This is a genomic window from Prosthecobacter sp., from assembly GCF_044378005.1.
Taxonomy (GTDB): domain Bacteria; phylum Verrucomicrobiota; class Verrucomicrobiia; order Verrucomicrobiales; family Verrucomicrobiaceae; genus Prosthecobacter.
The window spans coordinates 40,536-63,912 of the sequence record NZ_JBILYB010000011.1 but is presented as its reverse complement, the minus strand read 5'-3'; the positions used below and the strand labels follow the sequence as shown (position 1 = coordinate 63,912).

23 protein-coding genes are annotated in these 23,377 nt (G+C 60.9%); 10 read left to right on the top strand and 13 right to left on the bottom strand.

The genetic code is table 11. The annotated features are described in order from the left end of the window. The first annotated feature begins 44 nt into the window (after positions 1 to 44). On the top strand, positions 45 to 437 hold the full coding sequence (locus AC6FTP_RS04305) for a GxxExxY protein (RefSeq protein WP_497205669.1): 393 nt from the start codon (positions 45 to 47) through the stop codon (positions 435 to 437). A 723-nt stretch (positions 438 to 1,160) separates the two neighbouring features. Here AC6FTP_RS04305 and AC6FTP_RS04300 read toward each other — a convergent pair. From AC6FTP_RS04300 to AC6FTP_RS04275, 6 genes are read right to left on the bottom strand one after another with little or no spacing between them, the layout of a single operon-like run. Beyond that, positions 1,161 to 1,913, bottom strand: coding sequence for an outer membrane lipoprotein-sorting protein (locus AC6FTP_RS04300; RefSeq protein WP_497205668.1), 753 nt, complete (start codon positions 1,911 to 1,913; stop codon positions 1,161 to 1,163). A 13-nt stretch (positions 1,914 to 1,926) separates the two neighbouring features. Further along, positions 1,927 to 3,042 (bottom strand): ABC transporter permease, encoded by a 1,116-nt coding sequence (locus AC6FTP_RS04295; RefSeq protein WP_497205667.1) that lies wholly within the window; start codon positions 3,040 to 3,042, stop codon positions 1,927 to 1,929. Next, positions 3,039 to 3,764 (bottom strand): ABC transporter ATP-binding protein, encoded by a 726-nt coding sequence (locus tag AC6FTP_RS04290; RefSeq protein ID WP_497205666.1) that lies wholly within the window; start codon positions 3,762 to 3,764, stop codon positions 3,039 to 3,041. The genes AC6FTP_RS04295 and AC6FTP_RS04290 overlap by 4 nt, the downstream gene beginning before the upstream one ends. Further along, positions 3,761 to 5,338 (bottom strand): esterase/lipase family protein, encoded by a 1,578-nt coding sequence (locus AC6FTP_RS04285; RefSeq protein WP_497205665.1) that lies wholly within the window; start codon positions 5,336 to 5,338, stop codon positions 3,761 to 3,763. Before AC6FTP_RS04285 ends, AC6FTP_RS04290 begins: the two co-directional genes overlap by 4 nt. Beyond that, positions 5,335 to 6,294: a fatty acid desaturase family protein gene (locus AC6FTP_RS04280; RefSeq protein ID WP_497205664.1), complete on the bottom strand. Its 960-nt coding sequence runs from the start codon at positions 6,292 to 6,294 to the stop codon at positions 5,335 to 5,337. The genes AC6FTP_RS04285 and AC6FTP_RS04280 overlap by 4 nt, the downstream gene beginning before the upstream one ends. A gap of 6 nt (positions 6,295 to 6,300) precedes the next feature. Continuing rightward, positions 6,301 to 7,686, bottom strand: coding sequence for a condensation domain-containing protein (locus AC6FTP_RS04275; RefSeq protein ID WP_497205663.1), 1,386 nt, complete (start codon positions 7,684 to 7,686; stop codon positions 6,301 to 6,303). 182 nt (positions 7,687 to 7,868) lie between these two features. Here AC6FTP_RS04275 and AC6FTP_RS04270 point away from each other — a divergent pair, with 182 nt between their 5' ends. From AC6FTP_RS04270 to AC6FTP_RS04260, 3 genes are all read left to right on the top strand, one after another. Next, positions 7,869 to 8,111, top strand: a complete 243-nt coding sequence (locus tag AC6FTP_RS04270) for a hypothetical protein (RefSeq protein WP_497205662.1) — start codon at positions 7,869 to 7,871, stop codon at positions 8,109 to 8,111. 105 nt (positions 8,112 to 8,216) lie between these two features. Further along, positions 8,217 to 8,756, top strand: coding sequence for an RrF2 family transcriptional regulator (locus AC6FTP_RS04265; RefSeq protein ID WP_497205661.1), 540 nt, complete (start codon positions 8,217 to 8,219; stop codon positions 8,754 to 8,756). A gap of 485 nt (positions 8,757 to 9,241) precedes the next feature. Next, positions 9,242 to 9,634: a hypothetical protein gene (locus AC6FTP_RS04260; RefSeq protein ID WP_497205660.1), complete on the top strand. Its 393-nt coding sequence runs from the start codon at positions 9,242 to 9,244 to the stop codon at positions 9,632 to 9,634. Positions 9,635 to 9,693: 59 nt separating this feature from the next. On the opposite strand, the gene AC6FTP_RS04255 is transcribed toward AC6FTP_RS04260, so the two are convergent. The 3 genes from AC6FTP_RS04255 to AC6FTP_RS04245 form a co-directional block, all read right to left on the bottom strand. After that, positions 9,694 to 11,907, bottom strand: a complete 2,214-nt coding sequence (locus AC6FTP_RS04255) for a hypothetical protein (protein WP_497205659.1) — start codon at positions 11,905 to 11,907, stop codon at positions 9,694 to 9,696. A 275-nt stretch (positions 11,908 to 12,182) separates the two neighbouring features. Next, positions 12,183 to 13,748 (bottom strand): glycoside hydrolase family 75 protein, encoded by a 1,566-nt coding sequence (locus AC6FTP_RS04250; RefSeq protein WP_497205658.1) that lies wholly within the window; start codon positions 13,746 to 13,748, stop codon positions 12,183 to 12,185. 6 nt (positions 13,749 to 13,754) lie between these two features. Next, positions 13,755 to 14,570 carry an SDR family NAD(P)-dependent oxidoreductase gene (locus tag AC6FTP_RS04245; protein WP_497205657.1) on the bottom strand — a complete coding sequence of 272 codons (816 nt, stop codon included), beginning with the start codon at positions 14,568 to 14,570 and terminating at the stop codon, positions 13,755 to 13,757. A 49-nt stretch (positions 14,571 to 14,619) separates the two neighbouring features. On the opposite strand from AC6FTP_RS04245, the gene AC6FTP_RS04240 reads away from it, so the two are divergent. Next, positions 14,620 to 14,973, top strand: a complete 354-nt coding sequence (locus AC6FTP_RS04240; RefSeq protein WP_497205656.1) for a cupin domain-containing protein — start codon at positions 14,620 to 14,622, stop codon at positions 14,971 to 14,973. On the opposite strand, the gene AC6FTP_RS04235 is transcribed toward AC6FTP_RS04240, so the two are convergent. The 4 genes from AC6FTP_RS04235 to AC6FTP_RS04220 all read right to left on the bottom strand — a co-directional run bounded on the left by AC6FTP_RS04235 (position 14,970) and on the right by AC6FTP_RS04220 (position 19,982). Further along, complete coding sequence (locus AC6FTP_RS04235; protein WP_497205655.1) at positions 14,970 to 15,299, bottom strand: hypothetical protein; 330 nt, start codon at positions 15,297 to 15,299, stop codon at positions 14,970 to 14,972. The genes AC6FTP_RS04240 and AC6FTP_RS04235 overlap by 4 nt on opposite strands. Before the next feature lie 164 nt (positions 15,300 to 15,463). After that, a complete protein-coding gene (locus AC6FTP_RS04230) occupies positions 15,464 to 17,233 on the bottom strand; it encodes a LamG-like jellyroll fold domain-containing protein (RefSeq protein ID WP_497205654.1) in 1,770 nt (589 codons plus the stop codon). 295 nt (positions 17,234 to 17,528) lie between these two features. After that, positions 17,529 to 18,755 (bottom strand): aspartate kinase, encoded by a 1,227-nt coding sequence (locus tag AC6FTP_RS04225; RefSeq protein WP_497205653.1) that lies wholly within the window; start codon positions 18,753 to 18,755, stop codon positions 17,529 to 17,531. Positions 18,756 to 18,827: 72 nt separating this feature from the next. After that, the gene (locus tag AC6FTP_RS04220) at positions 18,828 to 19,982 is read right to left on the bottom strand and encodes a prepilin peptidase (protein WP_497205652.1); all 1,155 of its coding nucleotides are present in this window, start codon (positions 19,980 to 19,982) and stop codon (positions 18,828 to 18,830) included. A gap of 76 nt (positions 19,983 to 20,058) precedes the next feature. On the opposite strand from AC6FTP_RS04220, the gene AC6FTP_RS04215 reads away from it, so the two are divergent. The 5 genes from AC6FTP_RS04215 (at position 20,059) to AC6FTP_RS04195 (ending at position 23,377) form a co-directional block, all read left to right on the top strand. Next, entirely contained in the window at positions 20,059 to 20,745 is a 687-nt protein-coding gene (locus AC6FTP_RS04215) for a M15 family metallopeptidase (protein WP_497205651.1), read from the top strand. A gap of 126 nt (positions 20,746 to 20,871) precedes the next feature. Next, on the top strand, positions 20,872 to 21,723 hold the full coding sequence (locus tag AC6FTP_RS04210) for an energy transducer TonB (RefSeq protein ID WP_497205650.1): 852 nt from the start codon (positions 20,872 to 20,874) through the stop codon (positions 21,721 to 21,723). A gap of 12 nt (positions 21,724 to 21,735) precedes the next feature. After that, positions 21,736 to 22,383, top strand: a complete 648-nt coding sequence (locus AC6FTP_RS04205) for a MotA/TolQ/ExbB proton channel family protein (RefSeq protein WP_497205649.1) — start codon at positions 21,736 to 21,738, stop codon at positions 22,381 to 22,383. A gap of 20 nt (positions 22,384 to 22,403) precedes the next feature. Then, positions 22,404 to 22,838, top strand: coding sequence for an ExbD/TolR family protein (locus AC6FTP_RS04200; RefSeq protein WP_497205648.1), 435 nt, complete (start codon positions 22,404 to 22,406; stop codon positions 22,836 to 22,838). After that, the gene (locus AC6FTP_RS04195; protein ID WP_497205647.1) at positions 22,838 to 23,377 is read left to right on the top strand and encodes a hypothetical protein; all 540 of its coding nucleotides are present in this window, start codon (positions 22,838 to 22,840) and stop codon (positions 23,375 to 23,377) included. Before AC6FTP_RS04200 ends, AC6FTP_RS04195 begins: the two co-directional genes overlap by 1 nt.

Genomic DNA, 23,377 nt, shown 5'->3' with positions numbered 1-23,377 from the left:
CGCACCCAGCTTTTCCTCATGCAATTGCATTGCTTCTATCTTCCATGATTTCGGTCGATCTTCCGCATCTCATCGTCGGCGCATGCATGACGGTTCATCGTACGCTTGGTCCGGGTTTGATGCGTGAGGCTTATGAAGAATGTCTCGCCGTGGAGCTTCGCGGTCTCGAATTGAAAGTGGAGCGTGGTGCGGCGCTCAGCTTTGATTACCAGGGGCATCGCATCAATAGCGCAGCCCGTTTGGACCTCATCGTCGATGATGCCTGTCTTGTGCAGGTGTATTCCAGTGAGCACGTGCTCGATCTGGATCGCCAGAAGATGGAGACATTGCTCCGTCTGAGTGGTTTAAGGTCGGGACTGCTGGCCAATTTCAATGTCCCCGTCATGCGCAAAGGCATTGAGCGCTTTACCATGAAGCGTCGCGAGCCTGCAGAGTGACTTTGAGTCACCACCTCCAAGCAGCCTTATTCGCTGACCCCGCTGCCAGTGAACCATGGAGAGGCTGCACACCATTCTGAGATCGGCCTGCCATTCCGCAGTGTTTCGGCCATGGCGTATGACAAACTAGGCGAATGAGCAGAACTGCGTCCAGCGCTCCCTTGTAAACCAGAGCCTGAGTGCTCCTCCGGTCGCTCACCGCTCTCATCACCGAGCTGCCGAAGCGTTTGGATATCTGCTTGATGACAGGCGTTTGTCCTCGCGGCGCAAAAATCCCTGGGTGCGTTGGGCTGATTGTTGTCTTCAGTCTGGTAGCCCCAGTAGATCTCCGCTCCCTCGGCTTTGGATACTGCCGCAATCTGCGGTTACTCCTGCTCCAGCCGCGCCTTCACCTTTTTGGTGTTCTGCTCATAGGCTTTCTTTAATGGGCATTTGCGGTGTGAAGTCCGTGCGCTTGAGATGTGCGCACCGGCAGCTTGAGGCCAAACTGCTGCTACAGCAGCTCGTCCACCACCTTGCGTATCCACAGGGCGAAAGACAGCTTCAACTGCTCGGGAAGGTTGTCGGCAATGAGTCCTCGGATTTGCTTCTCTTGCGCCGCGGTCAGCTTGCCCCAATCTCCTATCCGGCGTCCGCGAGCAGCAGCGCCTCGGTGCCGTGGTCTCTCTGGTGCTGCTTCCACTGCCTCACCGTGCGTTCATGCACCGATTTTGTGTGAGCTACTCAGCTTTGCGGCACGGTCACCTGTATGAGACCTTCGGGCGTGAACTCGGCGTCGGTGAAAGTTACGTCGTGTTTGAGTTTGGAGCCGTCCAAATCGGTGGATGAACCTTTGGTCGGATCGGTCACAGTGAGGCCCGTCGGAACCTGCCGACCGATGTCATCCGTGACGACGCGACCAGAGTCTATGCGGCGCATCACTTGGCCTGCGGCGTTGTATTTCTCGATGCGCAAAGGTACGTTGCGTTTCGGGTCCACCCAGGTGCGGACGGCAGCGTAGTTGGAACGCTGGCCTTTGCCGGGTTTGGATTCGAGGATCTGGCAACTTACGCGATTCACGACTTCGGTGCCGACGATGGTCTGATTGGGCCACGCGAAGAAATTTTCGAGGACATCGGCATAGGACACGTCGCTGCCAAACAGCGCATCCTTCATGTCAAGCTGGCTCACGGTGACGGGTGGCACGAAAAGGGTGCCGATGGCGGCTTGATTGCCGATTTTTTTCAGCAGCACGGATTCGCCGAGACGCTCTTTGGGCCAGAGGATTTGATAGACGACCTCGGTGGCGCTGGCGCTGCGGCGTTGCTTGATCTGGAGTTGCAGCGTGACTCCTCGCACCTCCATTTTCAAACGCACGAGGGAGGCGCCATCCTGCTGCGCAGCGCTCAGTTTGGCGGCGAGTTCGATGGCGCTGTCGGCGGCATTCGCGGACAAGGCGAGCAGCGCGAAGGTGATGAGTGTGTGGATAGTTTTCATAGGATTAAAAAGTTCAGCCTTGCAGCGCCAGCGCCGGAGTGATGCGGGAGCTGCGCCAGGCGGGGTAGAGACCGCTCATGACGCCAACGACGACAGCGATGACAATAGAAGTGAGTAGAAGACCGATGCCGAGGTCAGGTTCGAGCAATCCACGGATGGCTTCTGTTTCTTGCAGCAGTTTGATGCCTGCCACGCCGATCAACACTCCTGCGATGCCACCGAGGAAACCGAGGAGTGCCGACTCCCACAGCACCATACGCACGATGCGGCTGGGTTTCCAACCGAGCGCCAGCAGAACGCTGATCTCTTGTTTGCGCTCGAAGACGGTCATAAGCATCGTGTTCATGACTCCAAGCACGCCGACGAGCACGGCCAGCAGCGAGGTGCCCCAGCTCATGGCTTTCACCATGCGGAAGCTCTGGCTGTTGCTCAAATGCTCGCCTGCCGCCATCGCGGTCACATCCGGGGCCCCGCGGACGATTTCCGCGCAAAGCTGCTTCAGTTCAGCCTCGCTGGTGCCAGGAGTGACGCGCACGTCGATGACGTTGATCCGGCCCCGCTCGCCCATGATTCCCTGAAGCAAAGGCAGCGCGAGAATGGCCGAGCCATTCTCCACCACCGCGCCGCCATCAACGATGCCGACGACGGTCAGTTCAGCGGTCTCGATTTGCAGCGGGTCGCCGATTTTCTTCTTGAGTACTTCTGCCGCCGTCTGGCCGAGCACCACGGCCTGCTCTTTGGCATCGAGCGGCATGCGTCCTGAGATCAGCTTGAGGTTCTTCCACGCGTAGCCATCCCACTGACGGCCCGAGAGCATCATCATCTGCGAGCTTTCGATACTCAGCAGCTCCACAAACTGCGAGCTGATGGCAGCGACATGCGGCAACTCCACGATCAATGCGGCCACAGCATCGCTGAACGGCTTCGGTGCCAGCGAGCTGCCCATTTTGCTGACGACTATGTCGGTGCCGCGCGCCTTCAAGCCCGTCTCCCAGCTCTTTTCAAAGCCCCGCGAGATGCCGACAAGCGCCACCACAGCCGCGATACCAATAGAGATACCCACCAAGGTAAGGCCGGTGCGAACCGGACGTCGCGTGAGACCGCGGACAACGATGGAAAAGAATGTCATGGGGTGTGAGTGGGAGTGCCATCAAAGACGATGCGTCCGTCCATCATCTGCAAATTGCGCGCGGCCTTGCTGGCGATGATCATGTCATGCGTGACCAGCACGAGCGTCATCTTTTGCTCCTCATGCAGTTGCACCAGGAGATCGAGAATGATCCGTGCATTTTCACTGTCGAGATTACCCGTGGGTTCGTCCGCCAGCAGCACCGACGGGCCGTTGGCCAGGCTGCGGGCGATGGCGACACGCTGACGCTCGCCACCCGAGAGCTTCGAGGGAAAATGCTGCGCGCGATGCTCAAGCCCCACCGACATCAACAGTGTGAGTGCTCGCCCTCGACGCTCGGAGGCAGGTAGGTCGCTTTCCAGCATCGGAATCTGAATGTTCTCCAGCGCGGTGAAGGTCGGTAGCAGGTGAAACGATTGAAAAATGAAGCCAATCTCACGCGCACGATAGGCCGATGGATCTGCCAGATCAGGCAGCGAGTCACCGCGATAGTGCAGGCTGCCGGTGCTTGGTTTGTCGAGCGCACCGAGCATCTGAAGCAAGGTCGTTTTGCCGCAACCACTGGAGCCGATGATGGCGACGAACTCCCCCTGCTCGATGTGGAAGTCCACGCCGCGCAAGGCCTGCACCTGACCGTCGTCGTAGTTCTTTTTCAGCGCCACAGCTTCATAGACGCAGGTCGGTGAAGTCGTGGATGGAGTGTCCGGCACGGAGGGTTTCATGATTTGCCTTTCAAGATGGTCATCACCGCCTGCACGGTGCCTGGTTTCTCCAAGCATCCGTGTGGGTAGGGGATGATCGTTTCTGACTCGGCTCCAGGCAGATGCGCGCTCCAGTAGGGCACGACGCCGTCGGTATCATGGAGGTAATCATCCTCGTTGCGTGTGGAGATGATCGAATGAAACGGGATGTCGATGGAGTGCTGCGTGAGTGCATGGAAGTAAGGGTGCTTGGTGGAAAGGTTTTCCACCCCCTCCACGCCCCAGCCTTGGAATGAACGCAAGGTCGGATTGATCAACGTGGGCGGCAGCTCGGTTAAGGCCTTCACGCTGCTTCGTGCTGTTTTGGGCAGGAATAAAATGAGCTTGGCGATGCCCCGGAGGATACCGCTGTCAGCGAGTTCGCTGCCCTGATGCTGCGTGCTGATGAACACAACGGTCTTTACATTGGGCAGTTGTTTGAAGAACAGCGCACTTCGCATGATGCGTTCCGTTTTTGGATCGATCTCACCCGCCAGTTTCTCCGGTGAGGCTGCAAAGAAGGAGCGCCAGAAATCCTTCCCGGAATCAATGACCTGCATACGCGCCAGCAAGCCGCCCATGCTGTGCCCCACGAGTGCCATGCGGTCGAATCCAGCATCGCCATGATCAGGATCAAGCTTCTCGCGCGATGCCTTGAGCAACTCTCGCAGTCGGGCCGCAGACGTTGGAATGGGTAGGCCTGATGGATAAACAAAACACACGGGCTGATAACGGCGGCGCAGTTCAGGATCAGCGAGCAAGGCATTGACGGTATTCTTCCAGACGACCGGCCCCGTGCGCAGTCCATGCACGAACACCACCGGCACTTTGGTTCGGTCATAGCGATGGAGGAAAAACAGCTTCGACTCATCCTCACCTGATGCAGAAGGCGCTAGGCGATCCGAACCGTTCTCGTCGATGGTCGAGTCTGTTAAAGAGAACTGTAGCGGGGCTGTGAGATTCTCTGCCATGGGCAATGAGTGCCTGCCTACCTTGATGGCTGACACAGTCAGCGGGTCGTAAAATCGGAGCCTTGCTTCGGCAGCATCAGGAAACTCAAGCACCGCCGTCGCCGGAAGAAACTCACCCTTCGGCGGATGAAAAGGCCGCGTAGCGCGAAGTGGATCATCCTGCGCCAGCACCACCGGCACGCCCAGTCCGCCATGCACGACAACGCGGTCAAATCCGCTCAGCTTCACGTCGGAGGCCACCCAACAGTGTGCAAACTCGGACAGCGCCAGTGTCGGCGCTGAGTCTCGTTGAGTGGCCGTTTCAAAAGTCAGCTTCCACGGCTTCGCCCCGCTTATTTGGACTACCTTTCCCCATGCGGCGGTGCCTTCATGCTGGCGCAGAGACCTCACGACAGCGACCACCGCCCGATCATACACCTTCAGCGCTTTCTGCGACGCCACAGTGTCTGGCGTCTCCCGCTGCATCACCTGCCAGGCCGCATGAGCTTTGTCCAAATGCGAACCCGATGTGCTTGTGAGCCCCTGACATGCAGGGAGAAGCATCATCGAGGTGCAGAAGAGTATGACTGAGCGCAGACGCGTCATGATTGAAAAGGGTCGTTGTTCCACTGCGCTCCCACGCGCGGATCGGCGAGATTGCGGACCAAGTGTTTCACCGCGCTCCAGTAGCTCGGATACAGTGGCTGCTCGTCGGGTCGGGTGGGATCGAGTTCGGGCAAAAAGCGCGGCAGAGCATCATGCGGGATGCCTGAGTGCAGGTGATGCACACCGTGGTAGGGTTCATGCAGCAGCGTGTAGGCGAGGAAGCGCCCGAGCGGTGTCTGTGACACGATGTTGCGCGTGGCACCATTCACCGTGCCGCCTGTGAGACCGACGTGCTCGATGTACTTGCGCCAGCTCTGCATGTTCGCGGCCAGCACACCGGGCACGACATACATCCACAAAAAATACGTCCACACCTGCCAGTGCGTCACCGCCCACAGCACGCTGGTCCACACGACGACGATCATGATGATCTCCGCCCAGATGCGCCGACGCACCTTTCTGTTACGGATCGGCGAGCCTCGGCGGAAGAATGTCCGCAAAAACAGAAACGGCGTGAACAGCAGGCCCAGATTGAGTTCGAGGAACGCGAAGAGCCGCCTGGCCCAGCGTGGCTTTGTCGTATCGACGAACGGCCACAGCTCCTCATCGCGCTCCGTGGCGAGGAAGGCGTGGTGCGTCTGATGCGCCGCGCGATACAGGCTGAAACTCGTGAAGCTGAACAGCCCGGTGAGCACACCATCGAACTCATTGAAGCGCCGGTTCCGACGCAGCAAACCGTGTGACGCTTCATGAAACCCGACCAGCACGCCATGCATGAAATGACTCGCCACCAGAGCGAGCGGCACCACGAGCCAAAACCAGCCTCGCATCACCGCCGCGATGATCCCCAGCTCCGTCACAGCCAGTGCGATCACGAGCAACTGGAAGGCCGTGCTGTCTACGGAATGCCTTCCGGGCAGTTCGATCACATTTTCAGGTGTTGCTGTGTTGTTCATGGGTGATCAGATCGAAAGTCGGCTGTCGGGCGAGGCGCAGACGGCGGTGAGGACGGTGAGAAAGAGACGATGCAGCTCCTCGATTTCCGATTGAGAAAAGCGGCTCCAGCGGAACAACCAGACGACTTCCAAGCCATCACCTTCTTCCGTGATTTCACAGGCGAGATCGAATCGCGGTGTGCCCGTGGCACGGATCTTGAGCTGGACGGAAAACCCCGCCACTGCCAGATCGGGTACAGGTTGGTTTTGCAGCGCAAAACGCACTTCATAGATGGGATTGCGACCCGGCAGTCGAGGTGGATCGACTGCGCTCACGAGTTCGGCAAAGGGCATGGCATTGGCAAAGCAATCCATCGTCGATTGATGCACGGCGCGGAGGCTGTCGGAGAACGAGCGGCTATCATCCACCTGCCCGCGCAAGGGCACGATGCTGGAGAAGTAGCCCATCGTCTCGCGTACTTCCTGACGTGCGCGATTTGCCACTGGTGTGCCCACCACGATGTCAGTCACGCCGGTCCATCGCGACAGCGTGATTTGAAAGGCCGCGAGCAAAGTGCTGAACAGTGTTGCGCTCGTGCGTCGTGCTAATTCACGCACCGCGAGGCCCAGTTCGGCAGACACACCGGCAATGCGCCGCTGCAATTGATCCGACTCATCCAGCGCATCCGCGCGATCATCCCAAAGCCGAGAGGAACCAGCGAGATGCGTTTTCCAAAATGCCGCTCTTTGCTCCAGCAGCGCAGGCTGCCAAAGCGCGCGCTCAGCCGCCCCCCAGGCCATGTAGGACTGCGGCACAGGCGGCAGTCCGCCGCTCGCGCCCAGCATCCCCTGCGCGTAAGCCGAATACAAATCCTGCACCAGCACGCCGAGCGACCAGCCATCGGCAATCGCATGATGAATCGCCACGACGAGCACATGATCCGTCGGCGAGCGCCGCAGCACCTCCACACGATACAACGGCCCCTGCACCAGATCGAAAGGCGCGTCGAAGGTCTCCTGCGCCGCCGCATCCACCGCCTCCGATCTCGCCGATGACGATGGCAGGTCACGGAACCGCATCACCGGCTCGCTCTGCGCCTGGATCATCTGCACCGCCTGGCCTTTGCTCGGCAGAAAGGACAGCCGCAGCACCTCATGTCTGTTCACCACACGCTGCATCGCCGCCGTGCAGTCCTGCTCAGTGATCGCACCTTTGATTTCGATCAAGCAGCAGATCGTGTTTGTCTGATCCGCGACAGCCACCGGTGAGGCCTCCCACAGCTCACGCTGCGGAAAAGTCAGCGGATGCAGCGCCGCCTTGCCACTGTCCAGCCAGCGCTTGAGCCGCGTGCGCTTGTCCTCGGTCGGGGCGGTAGCCACGCCAGCGCTTTCCATGTTTTGAGGTGGGTTCATCGCAGTGTCGTCATGAGGACTAAAAATCTGCTATCGCCCAGTTTCGCCCGCCGCAGCAATGCCTATCTGCCCAGGTAGGGTTACACCCCATACGAGGCATCGTCAGAGATCCGGCTTTGCCGTGAATTCGCACAACCCGTCAATAATGTGTCACCACCAGCCCGCTTCTGCCGGTGATCAGGATGAACCCCGCTCAACATCTCCGTCGGCGGAGCCACCACTGGAGCCCCGACCAGCGGCATCAGCGCCGCCAACAGCAGCAGTTCCGCCACCAACTCCGCTGCCACAGCCCAGACCGCGACACCTCCTCCAAAGAAGAGCTACCCTCCATCATTACCGTCGAAGTCCTCGGCTATGGCGGCGGCAGTGACGAAGAAGAAGATGAGGAGGAAAAGCGCCGTCGTGCTGCTGGCGGAGCCGAGTGAATCCAACATTTTTGGGTGAGAACACAAGGCCAGGGTCGTTTCACGGTCGCGAATCCCTGTTTGCACCGTAGGGATAGGCAGCTATTCATCTTCTCACCCACCACCATGACCCTGACCAAACGCGGAGAGTACGCTCTTAGAACCATGATTCGTCTCGGCATCGCCGACTGGAACAAGGAAGGCGTCATCTCGGTTTCGAACATCGCGCATCAGGAGCACCTGCCCTTCAAATTCCTGGAGGCGATCCTCATGGAACTGCGCACCGCGGGCTATGTGGAAAGCGTTCGCGGCAAATACGGCGGTGCCAAGCTCGCAAAGCCGATGAAGTCCATCAAGATGGGCGATGTCGTGCGGCTCATTGATGGCAAGCTGGCTCCGATCAGTTGCGCCAGTGAGACCGAATATGTGAAGTGCTCCTGCCCCGACGAGGAGCACTGCGGCCTGCGGATGCTGATGATCGATGTCCGCAATGCCATCGCCAACATTCTGGACAAGTACTCGCTCTATGATGTGGTCGAAGTCACCCTGCGGAAGCAGGAACTCGAAGCCCCCAAGAAGAAAATCGCCGCCAAGAAGGTTACGCGTTCTCGCCATGCCGACCCAGCCGACGGTTTCCTGGCGCTGCTGAAGTCTGGCAAGGCCTGATGTGTTCGCTCATTGAGGTTCATTCTGGGTATGTTTTAGAAAAGTTGAGCCGCAAAGAGCGCAGAGATCATAGAGGCTGAGGATCGATACTCTTTGCGGTGGATCATGAGCACGGAGGCAGACTCACCCGCGAGCTGGGCGCGGTGCTATTTTGGGCCCCCTTCACTTGCTCTGAACTGCTTAGCTGAGGCAGAATCAGAGCCTCGAATTTGGGATCGGGAGACTCTGGGTGCGGTCGGCCCCTCCTCGCCGCCGCCCACGCCCGACCCGCTGCCTTCGCTGCCCCAAAACCGTGTCGATCTTGATGTGTACTTTTACCGGGAGGAGCCCTCCGCGTGACGAAACCCGCGAAGCCAAATGCCCAAGCCCCAAAGGGGCGAAACAACTCAGCCCAGGGCAACGCCCTGGGTAACGCGGCCCCAAAAGCTCGGTGCCCTGAAAGGGCGAGACAATCCTCGAAGGACACCCGAAGCACAAAAACTCCGGTGCCGCCGCTGGCGAATGATACGCTGCTGGTGGCCGCCGGTCAGGCCTTTGCCACGGCGATCACGGAGCTGAATCTGGCCGCCGATTTCACCGAGCATGGTTATGACGGCGACATTGTGGCGGATCTAAATGCTGAAGCGCTGGATGTGCAGGAGGCGGAAAGCTCCCAGGGCGGTGCCCTCCAGGGGCAGGGCGGCGCGACGGCGTCGCTGCCCGGTCTGCTGAAGCAGGGCGCGGACATGGTGAAATGCCTGGATGCCGTCATCAAGAACCGCTTCCGCAATGACCCGACGGTACTGGGTGCCTGGAAGATCGCCGGTCATGTGATGAGCACGGGCGGCGGTGGTGAGGAAGAGTCGCCGACGCCTCCCGCGCCTCCTCCGGCGGGTTAAACTCGGAGAACGGAGTTCCGTCCCGTAGCTCGCAGGGCGGGGCTGCGAACAGGGCAGACTCAGAAACTCTCGTCCTTCTTTGGCGTGGCGTCCTTGGGCTTGTCCTCGATCTTGGGCACGACGATTTCGACCTTCTTGGGCTCGGCGGCTTTGGCGACGGCAGGGGGCGGAGGTGCCACGACTTTGGGCTTCGGCGGCGGAGGGGGTGGTGGTGGCGGGATGAGGACGGTCTCGATGCCTTTGCGCTGTTCGGGGAGCCGGGAGTCATCCATGAGACGGGGAATCGTCGAGGCGGGATCTTTGAGGCGTGAGGCGAGGTAATTCACGGCGATGGCGGTGGCAAAGGGTGTACCGGGGCTGACGGTGTATTCGCTGCTGGCATGATTCCAGTAGGCGACGTGGGCTTTGTTGATATCGACGGGCAGGTTCACCCGCCAGTCCCGCCAGACGCGTCCGGGCATCTCGGACATGGCTTTCCAGCGCTCGCGCATGCTGCTGGTCTGGTAGCTGCGCTTGAAGCGGGCTCCCCAGGAGCCGTCGGCATCGGCGGCGAGGATGATCATGCGGGTGAAGATGTCGGCATGGTTTTCACCACCGGCACTGAGGGCGGCGGGCATCTTCAGCGGGCGGGAGCTGGCTAGGAGCAGCTCGAAGAGCGCCGGGTTGGCGACGGCTGCGTTGGGCTTCTGGTTCTGCTTCTTCCAAAGCGTGGACAGATGCTCGGCCATCAGCATCACGCGGCCTTTGGCACCGACTTCATACTTGGGCAGGAACTTGCCCATCTTTTCAATGCCGACGACGCGTCCGATGCTGTCGAGCGCGGCGACTCCCTGAGCGGCGCTGACAGGGGTGATGGGCGAGTTCAGCGGCGGGAAGCTGTCGGCGATGACGGGCACGGCGAGGTATTTGTCAAAGGTGTCAAAGTCGGTCACGGGCTGGTGGATGTTGCCCTCGCTCCAGGCGGAGGCATCGCCGAGCAGGGTGACGAGCGCGTTGGCGGCACGAGCGAGCACGGCGATGGCGTTCTCCGGCGGCACGGTGGTGGCGTTGAGCTGGGATTTGACGGCGGCCTGCGGCTTCGGTGCCTCGCCAAACTTCACCTGGGAGCTGTAGGAAGGTGGGATTTCGGGGCGCAGGGATTCCTTGGGCAGACGCCCGGCGGCGGCGCATTCGGAGAGCGCGTGGAGGGCGATCCAGGTGCTCTCCATGTCTGCGGCGCGCTGATTGTAGAAGAACTCCGTGGCTCCGCCGAACTGCACCTTTTCAGCCAGTTGATCATCCCACACGAGGGGCCACTCGACGGAGGCAAAACGCAGGGCATTGCGCGACCAGGAGTCGGCGTATTTCTTCAAGCGGTTGCGGCCACCTTCGGCGACATCGATGAGCAGTTGGTTGGCCCGGGTGGGTTGCTTTTGATGCTTTGCCTTGAGCCTTTCCACCTCTGCTTCACCGGCGAGGAAGTCGCGGATGACGATGGCGAGGAGGCGCGGGTGGATGGACATCGGCCCCCACAGGCCGCGCGCTGGGCCATCGGAGATCTGGCCGTCGAGCAGCCGGGAGGCGAGCTTGTTTGTCCATTCCTCCGCCATCTCCCCGGGTGTGCGGGAGAGGGCGATGGCGAGCTGGGCGATGTTCCAAGTGTGGTCGGGCGCGCCGTAGGTGTCGAGGTAGTTCAGCAGGTTCTCTGTCATGCGGTAGATGACGAGATCTGTCTCTGGCAGGCCCGCATTCCGCAGGGCGGTGAGCGCCATTGCGGAGTCGCCGATGAGATTGAACTGCCAGGAGGTGTCTCCGACGTGCTCATAGATGGGCTGTTTGTCGATCATCTCCTCCGTGCCGTTTGGGTCCCAGCGGATGATGGTTTCTTTCTTCGTGCCGATCTGCTTCGTGGGCACCTTGCGCACCTGACGCAGCGGCGGCTCGCCCGGAGAGGGATTGGGCACCATCACGACGAGGTCGGTGTACTCATAGATGGCCCGGTCAATCTCGATCCGGCGGAACTTGCGGGGCACGTCTTTGTAGCCTGTGATGCGCACGCGCTGGATGGGCGGGATGATCCAGCCCTGGGGGTCGGCATTCGCGAGGTCCTTGAGCTTTTTCACCCCAGTGGCCAGTGCGATGCTGGTGGCGTACTCCATGTCTGCCGGAGTGATGGTCGGCGCGGGGACAAAGGGCTCCTCCTTTTTCGCGGGCTTCGCGGGAGCAGGTGCGGCGGGTGCCGGAGTCTGAGCGCCGGCGTCAGGCCCTCCGAAGAGCGAGGCTGAGAGGCCCATCAGCACGAGGCTTTTTCGGGCGTGAGACGAGAGCGTTTTGCGTGTGCGGCATGCTTTCATAGGAGGCACCTTGTCTGGGTTGGAAAGGCCTGCCAAAGTCAGGCCAACCAGAATGATGGCAAAATCACCGGCGAACGACAAGATCAATTTGAGCACGGAGGTGGGCGACCCGCCATGGGATCTCCCTTTGATTCCAGTCTGCGTGCCAGCCTTATAGCATCGTCGATCTCAGTTTGGTGAAGCAGGAACGAGGACTGTCTCGACGACTCGACACTTCACATCCCACCTGACTTCGGCACCTCGGCAGGCGGTGGGGTGGGAGCCGTAGGAGCAGCGGAGGGAGCCGCAGGTGGGGTGGCAGGTGGAACACCCGTGACCGAACCTGCTGGAGCGACGACGGCAGGAGGGGCGACGACGACGGGTGGAGGCTCGGGCTTCTTGAACGGGTCTTCCCAGCGGTGCAGCTCACGGCCTGGGCCGGGGGCACCGATCTCGGTGAGGTAGGCGCTGCACTTCTCATGCCATTGGTCGAGATTGGGAGGTGCGTTTGGTTTCTCAGCGGTGCCGGGGAAGATGAGATAGGTGACCTTTAAATCACTCTCGGGGCGGCGGTAGGGCGTGGCTTTCTCATTGATGGTCTTGGCCAAAAAGAGGGAGGCCTCACCCATCTTTTGTGTGGGACCGTAGTCTCCACAGATGGCGGGGTACATCTTGTCACCATAGATCACGACGGCGTAATCACCCATCTGCGGGGTATGCTTGTTGGTGGCGGTGTAACCACGAAAGAGAAGCGAAAGCACGATGAAGGGATCTTTCTCCGCGATGAGGCTGCTGCGTGCCTTCATGTCTTTGATCTCCAGACCGAGCTGGTCGATCAGCACTTTAAGTTCGCGGTTCTTGTCGGCGGGCAGTCCCTTCACGCTGAACTGCTCCTTTGCCTTCGTCAGCCGCTCTTCCCATCTGGCGAGCAAGGGGTTCGGCGTCTTGGTCTTCTTTGCCCAGGCGTAGCTGGTAAAGGGCTGGTAGTAGTCGGACATGAAGATGTACTCATCCAGGGTGGCCATGCGGTCCCCGTCAGAGCCATCGCACACGACATCCATCTCGGACTGGATGAGCAATGCCTTCCGCTTCGAGACCGGATGCGTCATCTCCAGGATGGTCTCGCAGTCGAAGAAGTTGTGACGATCGAGGATTTTATTCAGCCGGGTGAGGTCGCGCTGGATGGCGCTGGTCTTGTTTTCGTAAAGCTTGTGGTAGAAGCCGGAGACCTTCGCGGTGGGCAGCATGGCTTTGAGATCCGGCAGCAGCGCGGTAAGGGCGGGATTGATGCGGGAGAGCTCATCGACGGTTTGATTGGCCTTCGGCACACGAACGCTGAGCTGGAACTCGGCCTTGTATGCCTCAGGATTCAGGCGCTCCAGACTGGCGTAGGTACCCTGCTCGGTTTGCAATTTTGTCTTGATGGTGATGCCGTTGAAGAAGGTGGCCACATCAGCCTCCTTGCGCGGGATGTAGTCGTCCGGCAGCGGCACGGGCGGGGCGGGCACTTCCTTGATGACTTCTTTGATGATCTCCTTCGGCACCTCGACCCGCTTTTCCACCTCGACCTCGCGTGTGATCACCCGAGCCTGCCCGGCTCGTGCAGCAGCGACGATCTCTTTGAGCCCCTGTTTGATCTTTCCAGCAAAGGGCGTGAATGGAATCACCAGCAGCAACGCGATGATGATGAGCACGAGCACCCGGATCAACGAACTGAAGAAGCCACGCTGCGGCGGTTTCGACCAGGGCGACGGGCCATGATTCTCGGTCAAAGGAGTGGTCTCAGGGGGCGGAAGATTCATGAATGGTCAGACTTTGCCGCTGGCATGGCGGCGACGCAAGAACCAGCGCATCACTCGACGCGGCAGATGGCGGAAAAGCGGCCCGGCGAGGGAGACGCCCAGCCCTGGGAAAACGCAGGTCCTCCCCGCACGCAGCCCCACCAGCGTCTCCGCCACGACCTGGCTCGATGGGATGCGCAGCAGCCCCTGCCCATCGCGGTTCGTGTCCGTGCCATCCGTGCGCTTCGCCGTCTTGCTGAAGTTCGTCGGCGTCGGCCCTGGGCAAACATAAGTCACCTGGATGCCGCGTGGCTCGAGCTCGATGGCGATGCCCTCGCTGAAGCTGGTGACAAACGCCTTCGAGGCCGCATACACCGCGAGATCCGGCATCGGCAGGGTGCTCGCCAGCGAGCTCACATTCACGATGCCCGCAGGTGCATTCGAGATCAGCACCGGCAGCAGCGCGTGCGTCAAAAGCACCACGGCACTCACATTCACCTCGATCTGCATCCGCAACTTGTCCGCCGTGGCGTCTTCGAGCGCGCCGTAGTCGCCGAGGCCCGCATTGTTGATGAGCAAATCCGGCTTCACTGCCGACTGCCGCACCCACTCCACCAGCACCGCACGCCCCGCTTCATTCCCGAGATCTGCCACGACGAGATGCACCTCCAGCGTCGGCTTCAAAACAAGCAGCTCAGCTTTCACCAACTCCAGCGCCTCAAGTCGTCGTGCCACGAGCACCAGGCAACGCGCCGTAGGCGCAAGCTGTCGTGCGAACTCCGCACCAAGGCCGGAAGAAGCGCCCGTGATGATGGCGGTGCAGTCGTGAGTGTCGAAATTCATGCTTGGGGTTGTCTCTTGAAGAGTGAGCCGGATGCTGGCAGACAGCGTCATGACGATCAACCCGCTTTCCAAACAGATTCCCTTCACCACCAAGGACGGCAGCACCATCCGCAGCATCCTCGACCGCACGAACGCCCCCGTGCAAAATCAATCCCTCGCCGAAGCCACTGTCCCCGTCGGCCAGCCCACCGAGCGCCATTACCACAAGCTCAGTGAGGAGTTCTACTTCATCCTCGAAGGCGAAGGCACCATGGAAATCGACGGAGAAATCCGCGAAGTAACCCCTGGCGATGCCATCCTCATCCCGCCTGGAGCTTGGCACCAGATCACGGCATCGCAGACGCTGCGCTTTCTATGCTGCTGCGCCCCGCCGTACTCGCACGAGGATACTTTTTTCAGCTAAGTCAGACGCACCCGACAAAAAGCGAGCAGGCGGGCGCGGTGGAGGGCGGATACGGAATCTTGCTGGAAGAGGGTTTTGAACCATGCTTTGAAAGTCGCACGGAGGCCTAGCCAGGTGACTTTTAGGCGATGTTTTCGAGCAAGGTGGAAAACGGTCCGTGCAAACTCATAATCGCGATTGTGGCCGCTTCGGCTGTAGCGAAAGGGCAGGGAGAGACAGCGGCAGATGTGACCGAGGTCGAGTTGCTGAATGGCCCAGGCGTAATCTTCGGAGGTGTCGAGTGTTCCATCGAAGGCGTGGCGCTCCCAAAGGCTGCGACGGATCATTCCCATGCTGTTGCTGTAGAAGAATTTAAAAAACGGAGCTGTCTGAAAATGTGTCAGCGCTTCAAAAGGGAAGGATGCCAAGTTTTGTTTGCTTGGCCGTACGGCCCTAAAAAGCTGAGTCACGACTTCCCCTGAGCGACATGAAAAGGGGCGAATACCCAAACCTACTTTAGCTTCTCAATTGGGATCACCGCCAACTCCGCGCTGTTGTGATTGCCACGGCGACCACCGCCGTTGGAGTAGCCGACGTAGAGTTTGCCTTCGTGCTCGATGGCATAGGGATAGGAGAGTGGGGCTTTGTCGGCGACATCGCCGGGGCCTTGGGGGAAGATGGAAGGGCGGATGATGAAGACTTTACTGAACACGGACTCGCCCGGCTTGCTGATGGCGATGGTGAGAGGCGTGCGGCGTCCGCCGCTGTCAGCAGTGGTGGTGCAGATGAGGTAACGCTGGCCGGTGCTGAGCATGCCAGCGGCTGGCTTGGAGGTGGCCATGGGCAGATTGCTCGGCGCGTAGGCAATCCAGGTGCGGCCGTAGTCTTTGCTCACGGCGATGAGCGCCTGTGCCTTGGCTCCCAAGCGGGCGATGTTCGTCACCTTTGGGCCATCGACAATGATGCTTGATTCGCCCCACATCGTGAGTCCCTCGACGGCGGGGATCACCACGAGGTCCCACTTCAGGAAGTCATCGCCACGACTGATCGCCACGGCGGCGCAGTGTCCGTTGCCGACGCTGATGCCGGGCATGATCCAGTTTCCATCGGCCATCTTCACCGGCTGATTCAGCGCCCAGAAGCCGCCTTCGATGACGGTGCCTTTCGGTTCCCAGACGTTCGTGGTTTCATTGAGCCGATAAGTACGCGTGTGGACTTTGGACTTTGTGATGTCGGTCAAACTGTGGCCGTAAAAGCTGCCATGAAAGGCCCACAGCTCGCCGCCATGCGAGAGGAACACGCCGTGACTCACCGCGTGCTCCGTCGAGTCGCCAGCACCGATGGTGAAGGTCTCGCCCCACGTCTTGCCCCCATCGCTGCTCACGCGACCGCGTGCTTGCTCGCCCGGTGTGTTCTCCTCGCCTTGGTTGTGACCAAAGGACGCGTAGAGCTTGCCTTTATGCCAGCCAAGGCCCACGCCATGCAGCCAGATGTAGCCGTCTTTCTCAGGCTCGTTCGCTTTGATGACGTGAAACTCCACGCCATCGAGCACGGGCAGTTCAGCGGCTTTCGGCAGCTTCACTTTGGCATCCCACAGCGGCGTGTCAGCCACGATGACCTTCGGGATTTCATGCGTGGCCGGCACCGGCTGAAACGTCGCCGCGATGTCCGCTGCGCTCATCACTTGAGCAACGTATCGCGCCTCATCCACCGCCCCGCTGAAGGTCTGCGTGCGTCGTCCAGCGTCATGAATGCCGCCCAATGTGATCGGTGCCTGTGTGGCCGGTATCGGCTTCTTCAGCTTCACCTCGCCCTGGCTTTGACCATTGAGAAACAGCGCCGCAGTGCCCGCGCCGACGGTCAGCGTCGCCAGATGCCAATGACCCTGCTTCAGCACCTCCTTGCTTGTGACAGTGGCCCAACCGCCCTGCTGCACATAAGCCTTCAGCCTACCATCCGGCTCCACCGTGAGCGACCATTGCCTCTCATTCAGCGAGTAACGATTCTTCCCCGCGATCACCTGCTGTCCTTCATTCACCGCATACGGATTGAACCACACGGAGAAAGTGAACCCGCTCTCGCCATTCAGCGCCGCCGTCTCCTTCAGTTCGAGCAACGACACGCCATCAAGCACGAGCGATGTGTCACGAGCACCACTCGCCACCTTCGCCTTGCCGAGGACAGCGATCTGAGAATCCACTGCATTGAGCGGCCAGTGCTCTGCCATGCAGGCGAGTGTGGGAGCGAAGACGAAAGCTCTGAGGAGGAGTAAACGGATCATGATGGTGAGGCTGAGCGAGTTGTGCCCAACTTGGACTCGGCGAGCCAGGGTGCCAGTTCGTAAAGCTAAAATGGCGACAGACACGCAGATGTGTTTCAGCTTTCCAGATTTCACCCGCGAGGTTGTCGAATCATCATGGCAATGAAGAGCTGAGCCACAAAACAGGGTGACGCGCTTTTTTTCTGGAGGGTGAGAAATACTGGCGGGCTTGCTGACCCGAGCCATCTGTGAGGAAAGAAAAAGCCTCCAAGCCGACGAGCAGCTTGGAGGCTTCAAAATGGGCGGGTGGCGTCGCTTACGAGGCGTCGAGGCCGAAGGCGGTGTGGACGGCGCGGGCGGCGGTCTCGATGTCGGCTTCGTTGACGATGACGGCGGTCTTGATCTCGCTGGTGGAGATCATGAGGATGTTCACGCTGACATCGGCCAGGGCTTTGAACATCTTGGCGGCGACGCCGCTGTGGCTTCTCATGCCGATGCCGACGACGCTGAGCTTGGCGATGCCGGACTCGGTGCGGAGGGTGACTTTATCGCCGAGGGTGGGGAGGATGGCCTTGAGGGCGGCCTCGGCTTTCGGGAGGTCGGCTCCGCTGAGGGTAAAGGAGATGTCGGTTTCGCCATCGAAGCTCACGTTCTGGACGATCATATCGACCATGATGTTGGCTCCGGCGATGGCACCGAAAATGGCGGAGGAGATGCCGGGGCGGTCGGGCACGTCGTCGATGGTGACTTTGGCTTGATTGCGCTCGAGGCTGACGCCGCGGACGACGACGGATTCCATGCCGGGGGTTTCTTCTTTCACGATGGTGCCGGGGTTGTTGTTCATGCTGTTGCGGACTTCGAAACGGACGCCGAATTTTTTGGCAAACTCGACGCTGCGGCTCTGCATGACCTTGCTGCCGCTGGAGGCCATCTCGAGCATTTCGTCGTAGCTGAGGTCTTCGATCTTGGTGGCGACCTTCACGACGCGGGGGTCGCAGGTATAGACTCCATCGACGTCGGTGAAGATCTGGCAGAGGTCGGCCTTGATGGCGGCGGCCATGGCGATGGCGGTGAGGTCGCTGCCGCCGCGGCCGAGGGTGGTGATTTCACCGCTGGCGGTCTCGCCCTGGAAGCCGGCGAGCATGACGATGTTGCCTTCGTCGAGCATCTGCTTCACGGCATCGGGGGTGATATTCACGATGCGCGCCTTGGTGTGGACGCGGTCGGTGGAGATGCCTGCCTGGGCTCCGGTGAGGGAGACGGCCTTGCCGCCGAGGGCGTTGATGGCCATGGCGGTGAGGGCGATGGTGGTCTGCTCGCCGGTGGCGAGGAGGACGTCCATCTCACGCTCGACGGGGTCGCGCTCGGGGGAGACTTCTTTGGCGAGGCGGATGAGGTTGTCGGTCACGCCGGACATGGCGGAGACGACGGCGACGACTTGGTTCCCAGCGCGCTGGGTTTCCAAGATGCGGCGGGCGCAGTTGCGGATGCGCTCTGGGTTGCCGACGGAGGTGCCGCCATATTTCTGGACGATGAGGGCCATGGTGGGGGAGGAAAAGGGCCGCGATAGTGGCACGGCTGGCGGGTGCGGCAAGGGGAAATCCGGGGGCCCTGATCAGAGGCCGCGCGGGGCGAGGAGGCCGAGGTACCAGTCGAGGATTTCGGTCCCGAAGAAGACCCAGATGAGGGCCCCGGCGGCGAGGTAGGGGCCGAAGGGGATCTTTTGCCCCCACTCGCTGCGGCCAAAGAGGCGGGAGATGCCGGCGATGAGGGTGCCGAGGAGGGAGGCGGCAAGGACGGTGAAGAGGACGCACTTCCAGCCGGTGAAGGTGCCGATCATCATGAGCAGGAGGACATCGCCGAAGCCCATGGCCTCGCGCGGGATGACGACGCTGGTGGTGGTGCCCTGGAGGTGGGTGACGCCTTCGAGGGCGAACTCCTGGAGGCTGCCATCGGCGCTGCGGACTTTGAGTTTCTCCATCCAGAGTTCGGCGGTGACGTTTTCGAAGCTGAGTTCGTTCACGCTGAGGGCAGGGGAGGTGATGATCATGCGGTCGCTGGCGCGGGAGTAGATGTCAGCCCAGCCGGTCTGCTCGCCGTCGAGGGTGACGATGGGGGGCTCTTCGTCGTTTGGCTGGGTGACGCTCCAGGGGGCGGGCTTTTCAAAGCGGAGGCGTTTGCGGCCAAAGGCGAGCTTGCCGAGCTCGACGACGAGCCAGAGCCCGCCGAGGCCGAGGGCACCACTGGCGAGGGAGAGGAGGAAGCCACGAAGATGCAATTCCTCGCCGACGAGGGAGGGCACGAGCGTGGCGCTGATGAGTCCGGCGATGGCTCCGCCCATGGTGATCTCATGGGGGAGGATGTAGTGCTCGATGTCGATGAAACTGCCAGCGACGAGGAGGGCGGTGAAAACCCAGAGGGCGAGCATGGCGGGCCCCCACTCTTTGATGAGGGTCCAGTCGCCGCCGACTCTCCAGAAGATGGCGTAAAAGAGCAGGCCGGTGAGGAGCTCGACGCCGAGATAACGCGGGGAGATGGAGCAGCCGCACTTGGCGCATTTGCCACGAAGCATGATCCAGCTCACCAGGGGGATGTTCAGCCACATGGGGATCTGATTTTTACATTTCGGGCAGTAGGAGCGGCGGGGATTGTTCACCGAGATGCCGAGAGGCAGGCGGTAGATGACCACATTTAAAAAGGAGCCGATGCCGGTGCCCATGAAGAAGAACAGGAAGTGGAGCAGGGCGTTGAGGAGGTCGTACTTGGTCATGCGGACGGCGTGGAAAGGATGAAGTGGCCGGAAACTTGCCTTGCCATGCCGCTCAACGGAAGCAAAAAAAGGCTCTATGTTATTCAGCCACGCCGGAAGGAAGATTGCAGCGACCTATGTTTTGCCACTGCTGCTAGCCGGTTGCGCCGGGCAGCAGGGGGCGTTTCACCCCAAGCATACGGTGGAGCTGGCCAGGAAGGTCGGGATGCTGGATGTGCGGAAGGAGGTGCCCGGCATCGTGGTGGATCTGCGCTACACGACGGGGCAGAACGTGACGGGTCAGCCTCTCTACCCCAGCCGGATGCCCTGCCTGCTGCTGCGTCCGACGGTGGAGCGGCTGAAGAGGGCGCAGGCCGCGCTGCGGGCTCAGGGCTACGGTTTGAAGATCTGGGATGCCTGGCGTCCGGCGGAGGCGCAGGGGAAGCTCCATGCCCATGGCGGGAAGACGGGGATGTTCCTCAATCCCAAGGTCGGCTGGTCGCGCCACTGCGGCGGGGTTTCGCTGGATGCGACGCTGGTGGACGCGGAGGGTCGGGAGCAGCCGATGCCGACCTACTTTGATGAAAACCTGGCCCATGCGGCGAGCAGCCAGACGCCGGCGGACCCCGTCGTGCGGCGGAATCTGGCCCTGCTGCACCGTGCCATGCGCTCGGCGGGCCTGATGCCGCTGCCAGCGGAGTGGTGGCACTTTGATGACATCGACTTTTTGCATAATCCGGTCCTGGTGATCCACGGAAGCGTCATCGGGGTGCCGATCCGCTGAGTGGAGTCGTAGGATTGGGGGCCAAATCGCCAAAGCTAAGGCAGCTAGGAGACTTTCATGCGATAGTGTCTCAATAGGCTTTGACCTCTCGGTTTTTCCCGCCATCCTCCCATCCTCCCCGCTATAATGACCTCCTCAGCCCTCCGCCGCTCGCCTGATCTGGCTCTGCCAGCGGCCATGGCGTGGACTGCCAAGTCGGAGCCGACAGGCCGGGCGTCTTCCATTCTCCCGCTCACTGGCTCGGAGCCTTGGGCTAAGTGGGCTTGGATCTTGGCCATCACCGCCAGCTTCCTTGCCGTCGGCATTGCTGGAGTCTCCGCCGACTTGGGACCGATGCCTAAACTGACCTCGTATCAGCCCAAGCTGGACGAACTCGCTGCCGCTGGAGGTGAGGCGATGCTCATGGCTGACCTCGCCGCCGAGCCCGAGGCTGCTGAAGTCATCCAGGAAACGCCGCCCGAGGTACTGGAAGTGCCCCCGCCGGTGGAGGCGGTGCCCGATGCGCTCGATCTCCCCGAGCTCGCCGAAGCGCTCGTGACAGAGGACCTTTTCGTCGTCCCCACCGCCCCGAAGGTGGAAGAGATGCTCCGCGCTGTGGACCCCGCGCCGCCAAAGCCTGTCACCCGTTCGACCCCCAAAGCCACCCCAAGCCGCCCCATGGCCCGCAGCACCACCGGCACCGGCCAGGGGAGTGGAGTCGGCAGCGGCGGAGCCGGTGCGGGCAGCACGGGGCAGGGGACCTTTGTCATTCCGAAGCCGACTTATCCCAGCTCACTGAGGTCGCTCGGCATCCAGGGCACCGTCCGTCTGCAAGTCACCGTCGGTGCTTCCGGGCGTGCCACCAGCGTCTCCATCATCGGCACGAGTGGAAACTCCACGCTCGACCAATACGCCGCCTCCTGGGTGCGCCGCAATGGCAAGGCACCTCCTGGAACTGTGCGCACCTTCACGGCCCCGCTGTCCTTTGTTCTACGTTAAAGTCACCGCCCCATGTTTGTCTCCCCCCCGCAGTTCCCTCTCGCCAACATCGTCGTCGAGTTCATCATTAAAGGCGGCCCCATCATGTATCCCATCCTGGTGGTGGCCGTGGTGGCGGTCTGCGTCGTCGTCGAGCGCATCTTCTGGTGGCTGCGCCTCCGAGTGGGCCGCAAGCCAAAGGTCATCGAAGAAGTCTATACCGCCCTGGATGAGGGAGACTTGCCCCGCGCAGTCAGCCTTTCCAAAGACAGCACCGACCCCGTCGTGCGCATGATCCATCACGGGCTGAATCACCACCACTCCTCCATGCAGGGCGCTCTCGAAGTCGCCGCCGGGCATGAGCTTCAGGCCGCCGGCCGGTTCCTCGGTGCCATGGACACCATCGTCACGCTCGGGCCACTGCTCGGCCTGCTCGGCACCGTCACAGGCATCATGGGATCCTTTACCTCCATCGGCAGCTCCGAACTCGCGGTGGAAAAAGTCACCGGAGGCATCGGCGAGGCCCTCATCGCCACCGCAGCGGGTCTCGGCATCGCCATCACCACGCTGATCCCGATGAACTACTTCCACGGCCGTCTCGCCAAGCTCCAGTTCGAACTCGAAGCCGCCGCGAACAACGTCCTCATCCTGGCCGGCCGCCACGGTTTGGAAAAGAAGTAACCGGGAACTGAGAACCACGCGTGAAGCTCCACTCCCCCATCCCGCACAAAAAGACCCGTCTGGAGATCATCCCGTTGATCGACGTGATGTTCTTCCTGCTCGCGTCCTTCATGATGGTGAGCCTCACCATGACGAAGCAGCAGACACTGAAGGTCAATCTACCCGTCGCCGCTGCCGCGCAGTCCGACTTCAAACCCGACATGATCAACCTCGCCGTCAACAAAGCGGGAGACATCTACTACGACAAAGAGCGCGCCACACTCCCCGAACTCGAGCGCAAGCTCGCCGAGCGATATGGCGCAGACCCGAAAACGCCTGTGTATATCAGTGCCGATGTGGAGGCTCCGTCCGGTCACATGCTCCGCGCGCTCGACATCGCTCGTCGTGTTGGCTTCACCCAGGTGGCCTTCCAGGTCAAAGCCGCCGCCACCACGGTCCCAGCTACCGCCAAGTGATGAAGCACCTCCTCCAGATCCTGCTCGCCCTCGTGGCCCTCAGCCTCTGCGGCATCTGCGTGCTGCAATGGCAGCGTGAGGCCAGGCTCCGCGCACGCATCGTGGGACTCGTCCACGATCTCGAAGCTGAGAACAAGCTGCGCGTCCAGGCCGAACAAAAAGTGGCTGAATATGAGATCGAGATCGAGCGCCTCAACGGCCTGCGCAGTGAGATCGAGGCGAAGCTGCTCACCACCACCGAGGAACTCCGCGACCGCACGCTCGACCAGACTGCGCGCGGCTTCAGCATCGCCATCCTCATGAATGAAACGATCCGCTCCACCAGCGAGCTTGCCGCTTATCAAAAGCTCGCCGACCAGGGCAGCGATGCGCTGAAGAAGCACAACGAAACCGTCTCCGAGCAAAACACAGCCATCGAGAAAGCCAACGCACAGCTCAAGCAACTCGCCAAAGAGCGCGATGAAGCCATCACCAAGCTCAACGCCCGCACCACTGAGTTCAACGAACTCGTCGAGAAGTACAATAAGCTGAGCCGCTAG

What these genes read in the sequence shown, in the direction of transcription:
- AC6FTP_RS04270 (WP_497205662.1), top strand. Translation starts at nt 7,869, where the DNA reads ATGAACCCCGCTCAACATCTCCGTCGGCGGAGCCACCACTGGAGCCCC.
- AC6FTP_RS04255 (WP_497205659.1), bottom strand. Translation starts at nt 11,907, where the DNA reads ATGGGCCTCTCAGCCTCGCTCTTCGGAGGGCCTGACGCCGGCGCTCAG.
- AC6FTP_RS04210 (WP_497205650.1), top strand. Translation starts at nt 20,872, where the DNA reads ATGACCTCCTCAGCCCTCCGCCGCTCGCCTGATCTGGCTCTGCCAGCG.
- AC6FTP_RS04275 (WP_497205663.1), bottom strand. Translation starts at nt 7,686, where the DNA reads ATGAACCCACCTCAAAACATGGAAAGCGCTGGCGTGGCTACCGCCCCG.
- AC6FTP_RS04215 (WP_497205651.1), top strand. Translation starts at nt 20,059, where the DNA reads ATGTTATTCAGCCACGCCGGAAGGAAGATTGCAGCGACCTATGTTTTG.
- AC6FTP_RS04220 (WP_497205652.1), bottom strand. Translation starts at nt 19,982, where the DNA reads ATGACCAAGTACGACCTCCTCAACGCCCTGCTCCACTTCCTGTTCTTC.
- AC6FTP_RS04305 (WP_497205669.1), top strand. Translation starts at nt 45, where the DNA reads ATGATTTCGGTCGATCTTCCGCATCTCATCGTCGGCGCATGCATGACG.
- AC6FTP_RS04265 (WP_497205661.1), top strand. Translation starts at nt 8,217, where the DNA reads ATGACCCTGACCAAACGCGGAGAGTACGCTCTTAGAACCATGATTCGT.
- AC6FTP_RS04285 (WP_497205665.1), bottom strand. Translation starts at nt 5,338, where the DNA reads ATGACGCGTCTGCGCTCAGTCATACTCTTCTGCACCTCGATGATGCTT.
- AC6FTP_RS04225 (WP_497205653.1), bottom strand. Translation starts at nt 18,755, where the DNA reads ATGGCCCTCATCGTCCAGAAATATGGCGGCACCTCCGTCGGCAACCCA.
- AC6FTP_RS04195 (WP_497205647.1), top strand. Translation starts at nt 22,838, where the DNA reads ATGAAGCACCTCCTCCAGATCCTGCTCGCCCTCGTGGCCCTCAGCCTC.
- AC6FTP_RS04300 (WP_497205668.1), bottom strand. Translation starts at nt 1,913, where the DNA reads ATGAAAACTATCCACACACTCATCACCTTCGCGCTGCTCGCCTTGTCC.
- AC6FTP_RS04245 (WP_497205657.1), bottom strand. Translation starts at nt 14,570, where the DNA reads ATGAATTTCGACACTCACGACTGCACCGCCATCATCACGGGCGCTTCT.
- AC6FTP_RS04290 (WP_497205666.1), bottom strand. Translation starts at nt 3,764, where the DNA reads ATGAAACCCTCCGTGCCGGACACTCCATCCACGACTTCACCGACCTGC.
- AC6FTP_RS04295 (WP_497205667.1), bottom strand. Translation starts at nt 3,042, where the DNA reads ATGACATTCTTTTCCATCGTTGTCCGCGGTCTCACGCGACGTCCGGTT.
- AC6FTP_RS04230 (WP_497205654.1), bottom strand. Translation starts at nt 17,233, where the DNA reads ATGATCCGTTTACTCCTCCTCAGAGCTTTCGTCTTCGCTCCCACACTC.
- AC6FTP_RS04205 (WP_497205649.1), top strand. Translation starts at nt 21,736, where the DNA reads ATGTTTGTCTCCCCCCCGCAGTTCCCTCTCGCCAACATCGTCGTCGAG.
- AC6FTP_RS04250 (WP_497205658.1), bottom strand. Translation starts at nt 13,748, where the DNA reads ATGAATCTTCCGCCCCCTGAGACCACTCCTTTGACCGAGAATCATGGC.
- AC6FTP_RS04280 (WP_497205664.1), bottom strand. Translation starts at nt 6,294, where the DNA reads ATGAACAACACAGCAACACCTGAAAATGTGATCGAACTGCCCGGAAGG.
- AC6FTP_RS04235 (WP_497205655.1), bottom strand. Translation starts at nt 15,299, where the DNA reads ATGATCCGTCGCAGCCTTTGGGAGCGCCACGCCTTCGATGGAACACTC.
- AC6FTP_RS04240 (WP_497205656.1), top strand. Translation starts at nt 14,620, where the DNA reads ATGACGATCAACCCGCTTTCCAAACAGATTCCCTTCACCACCAAGGAC.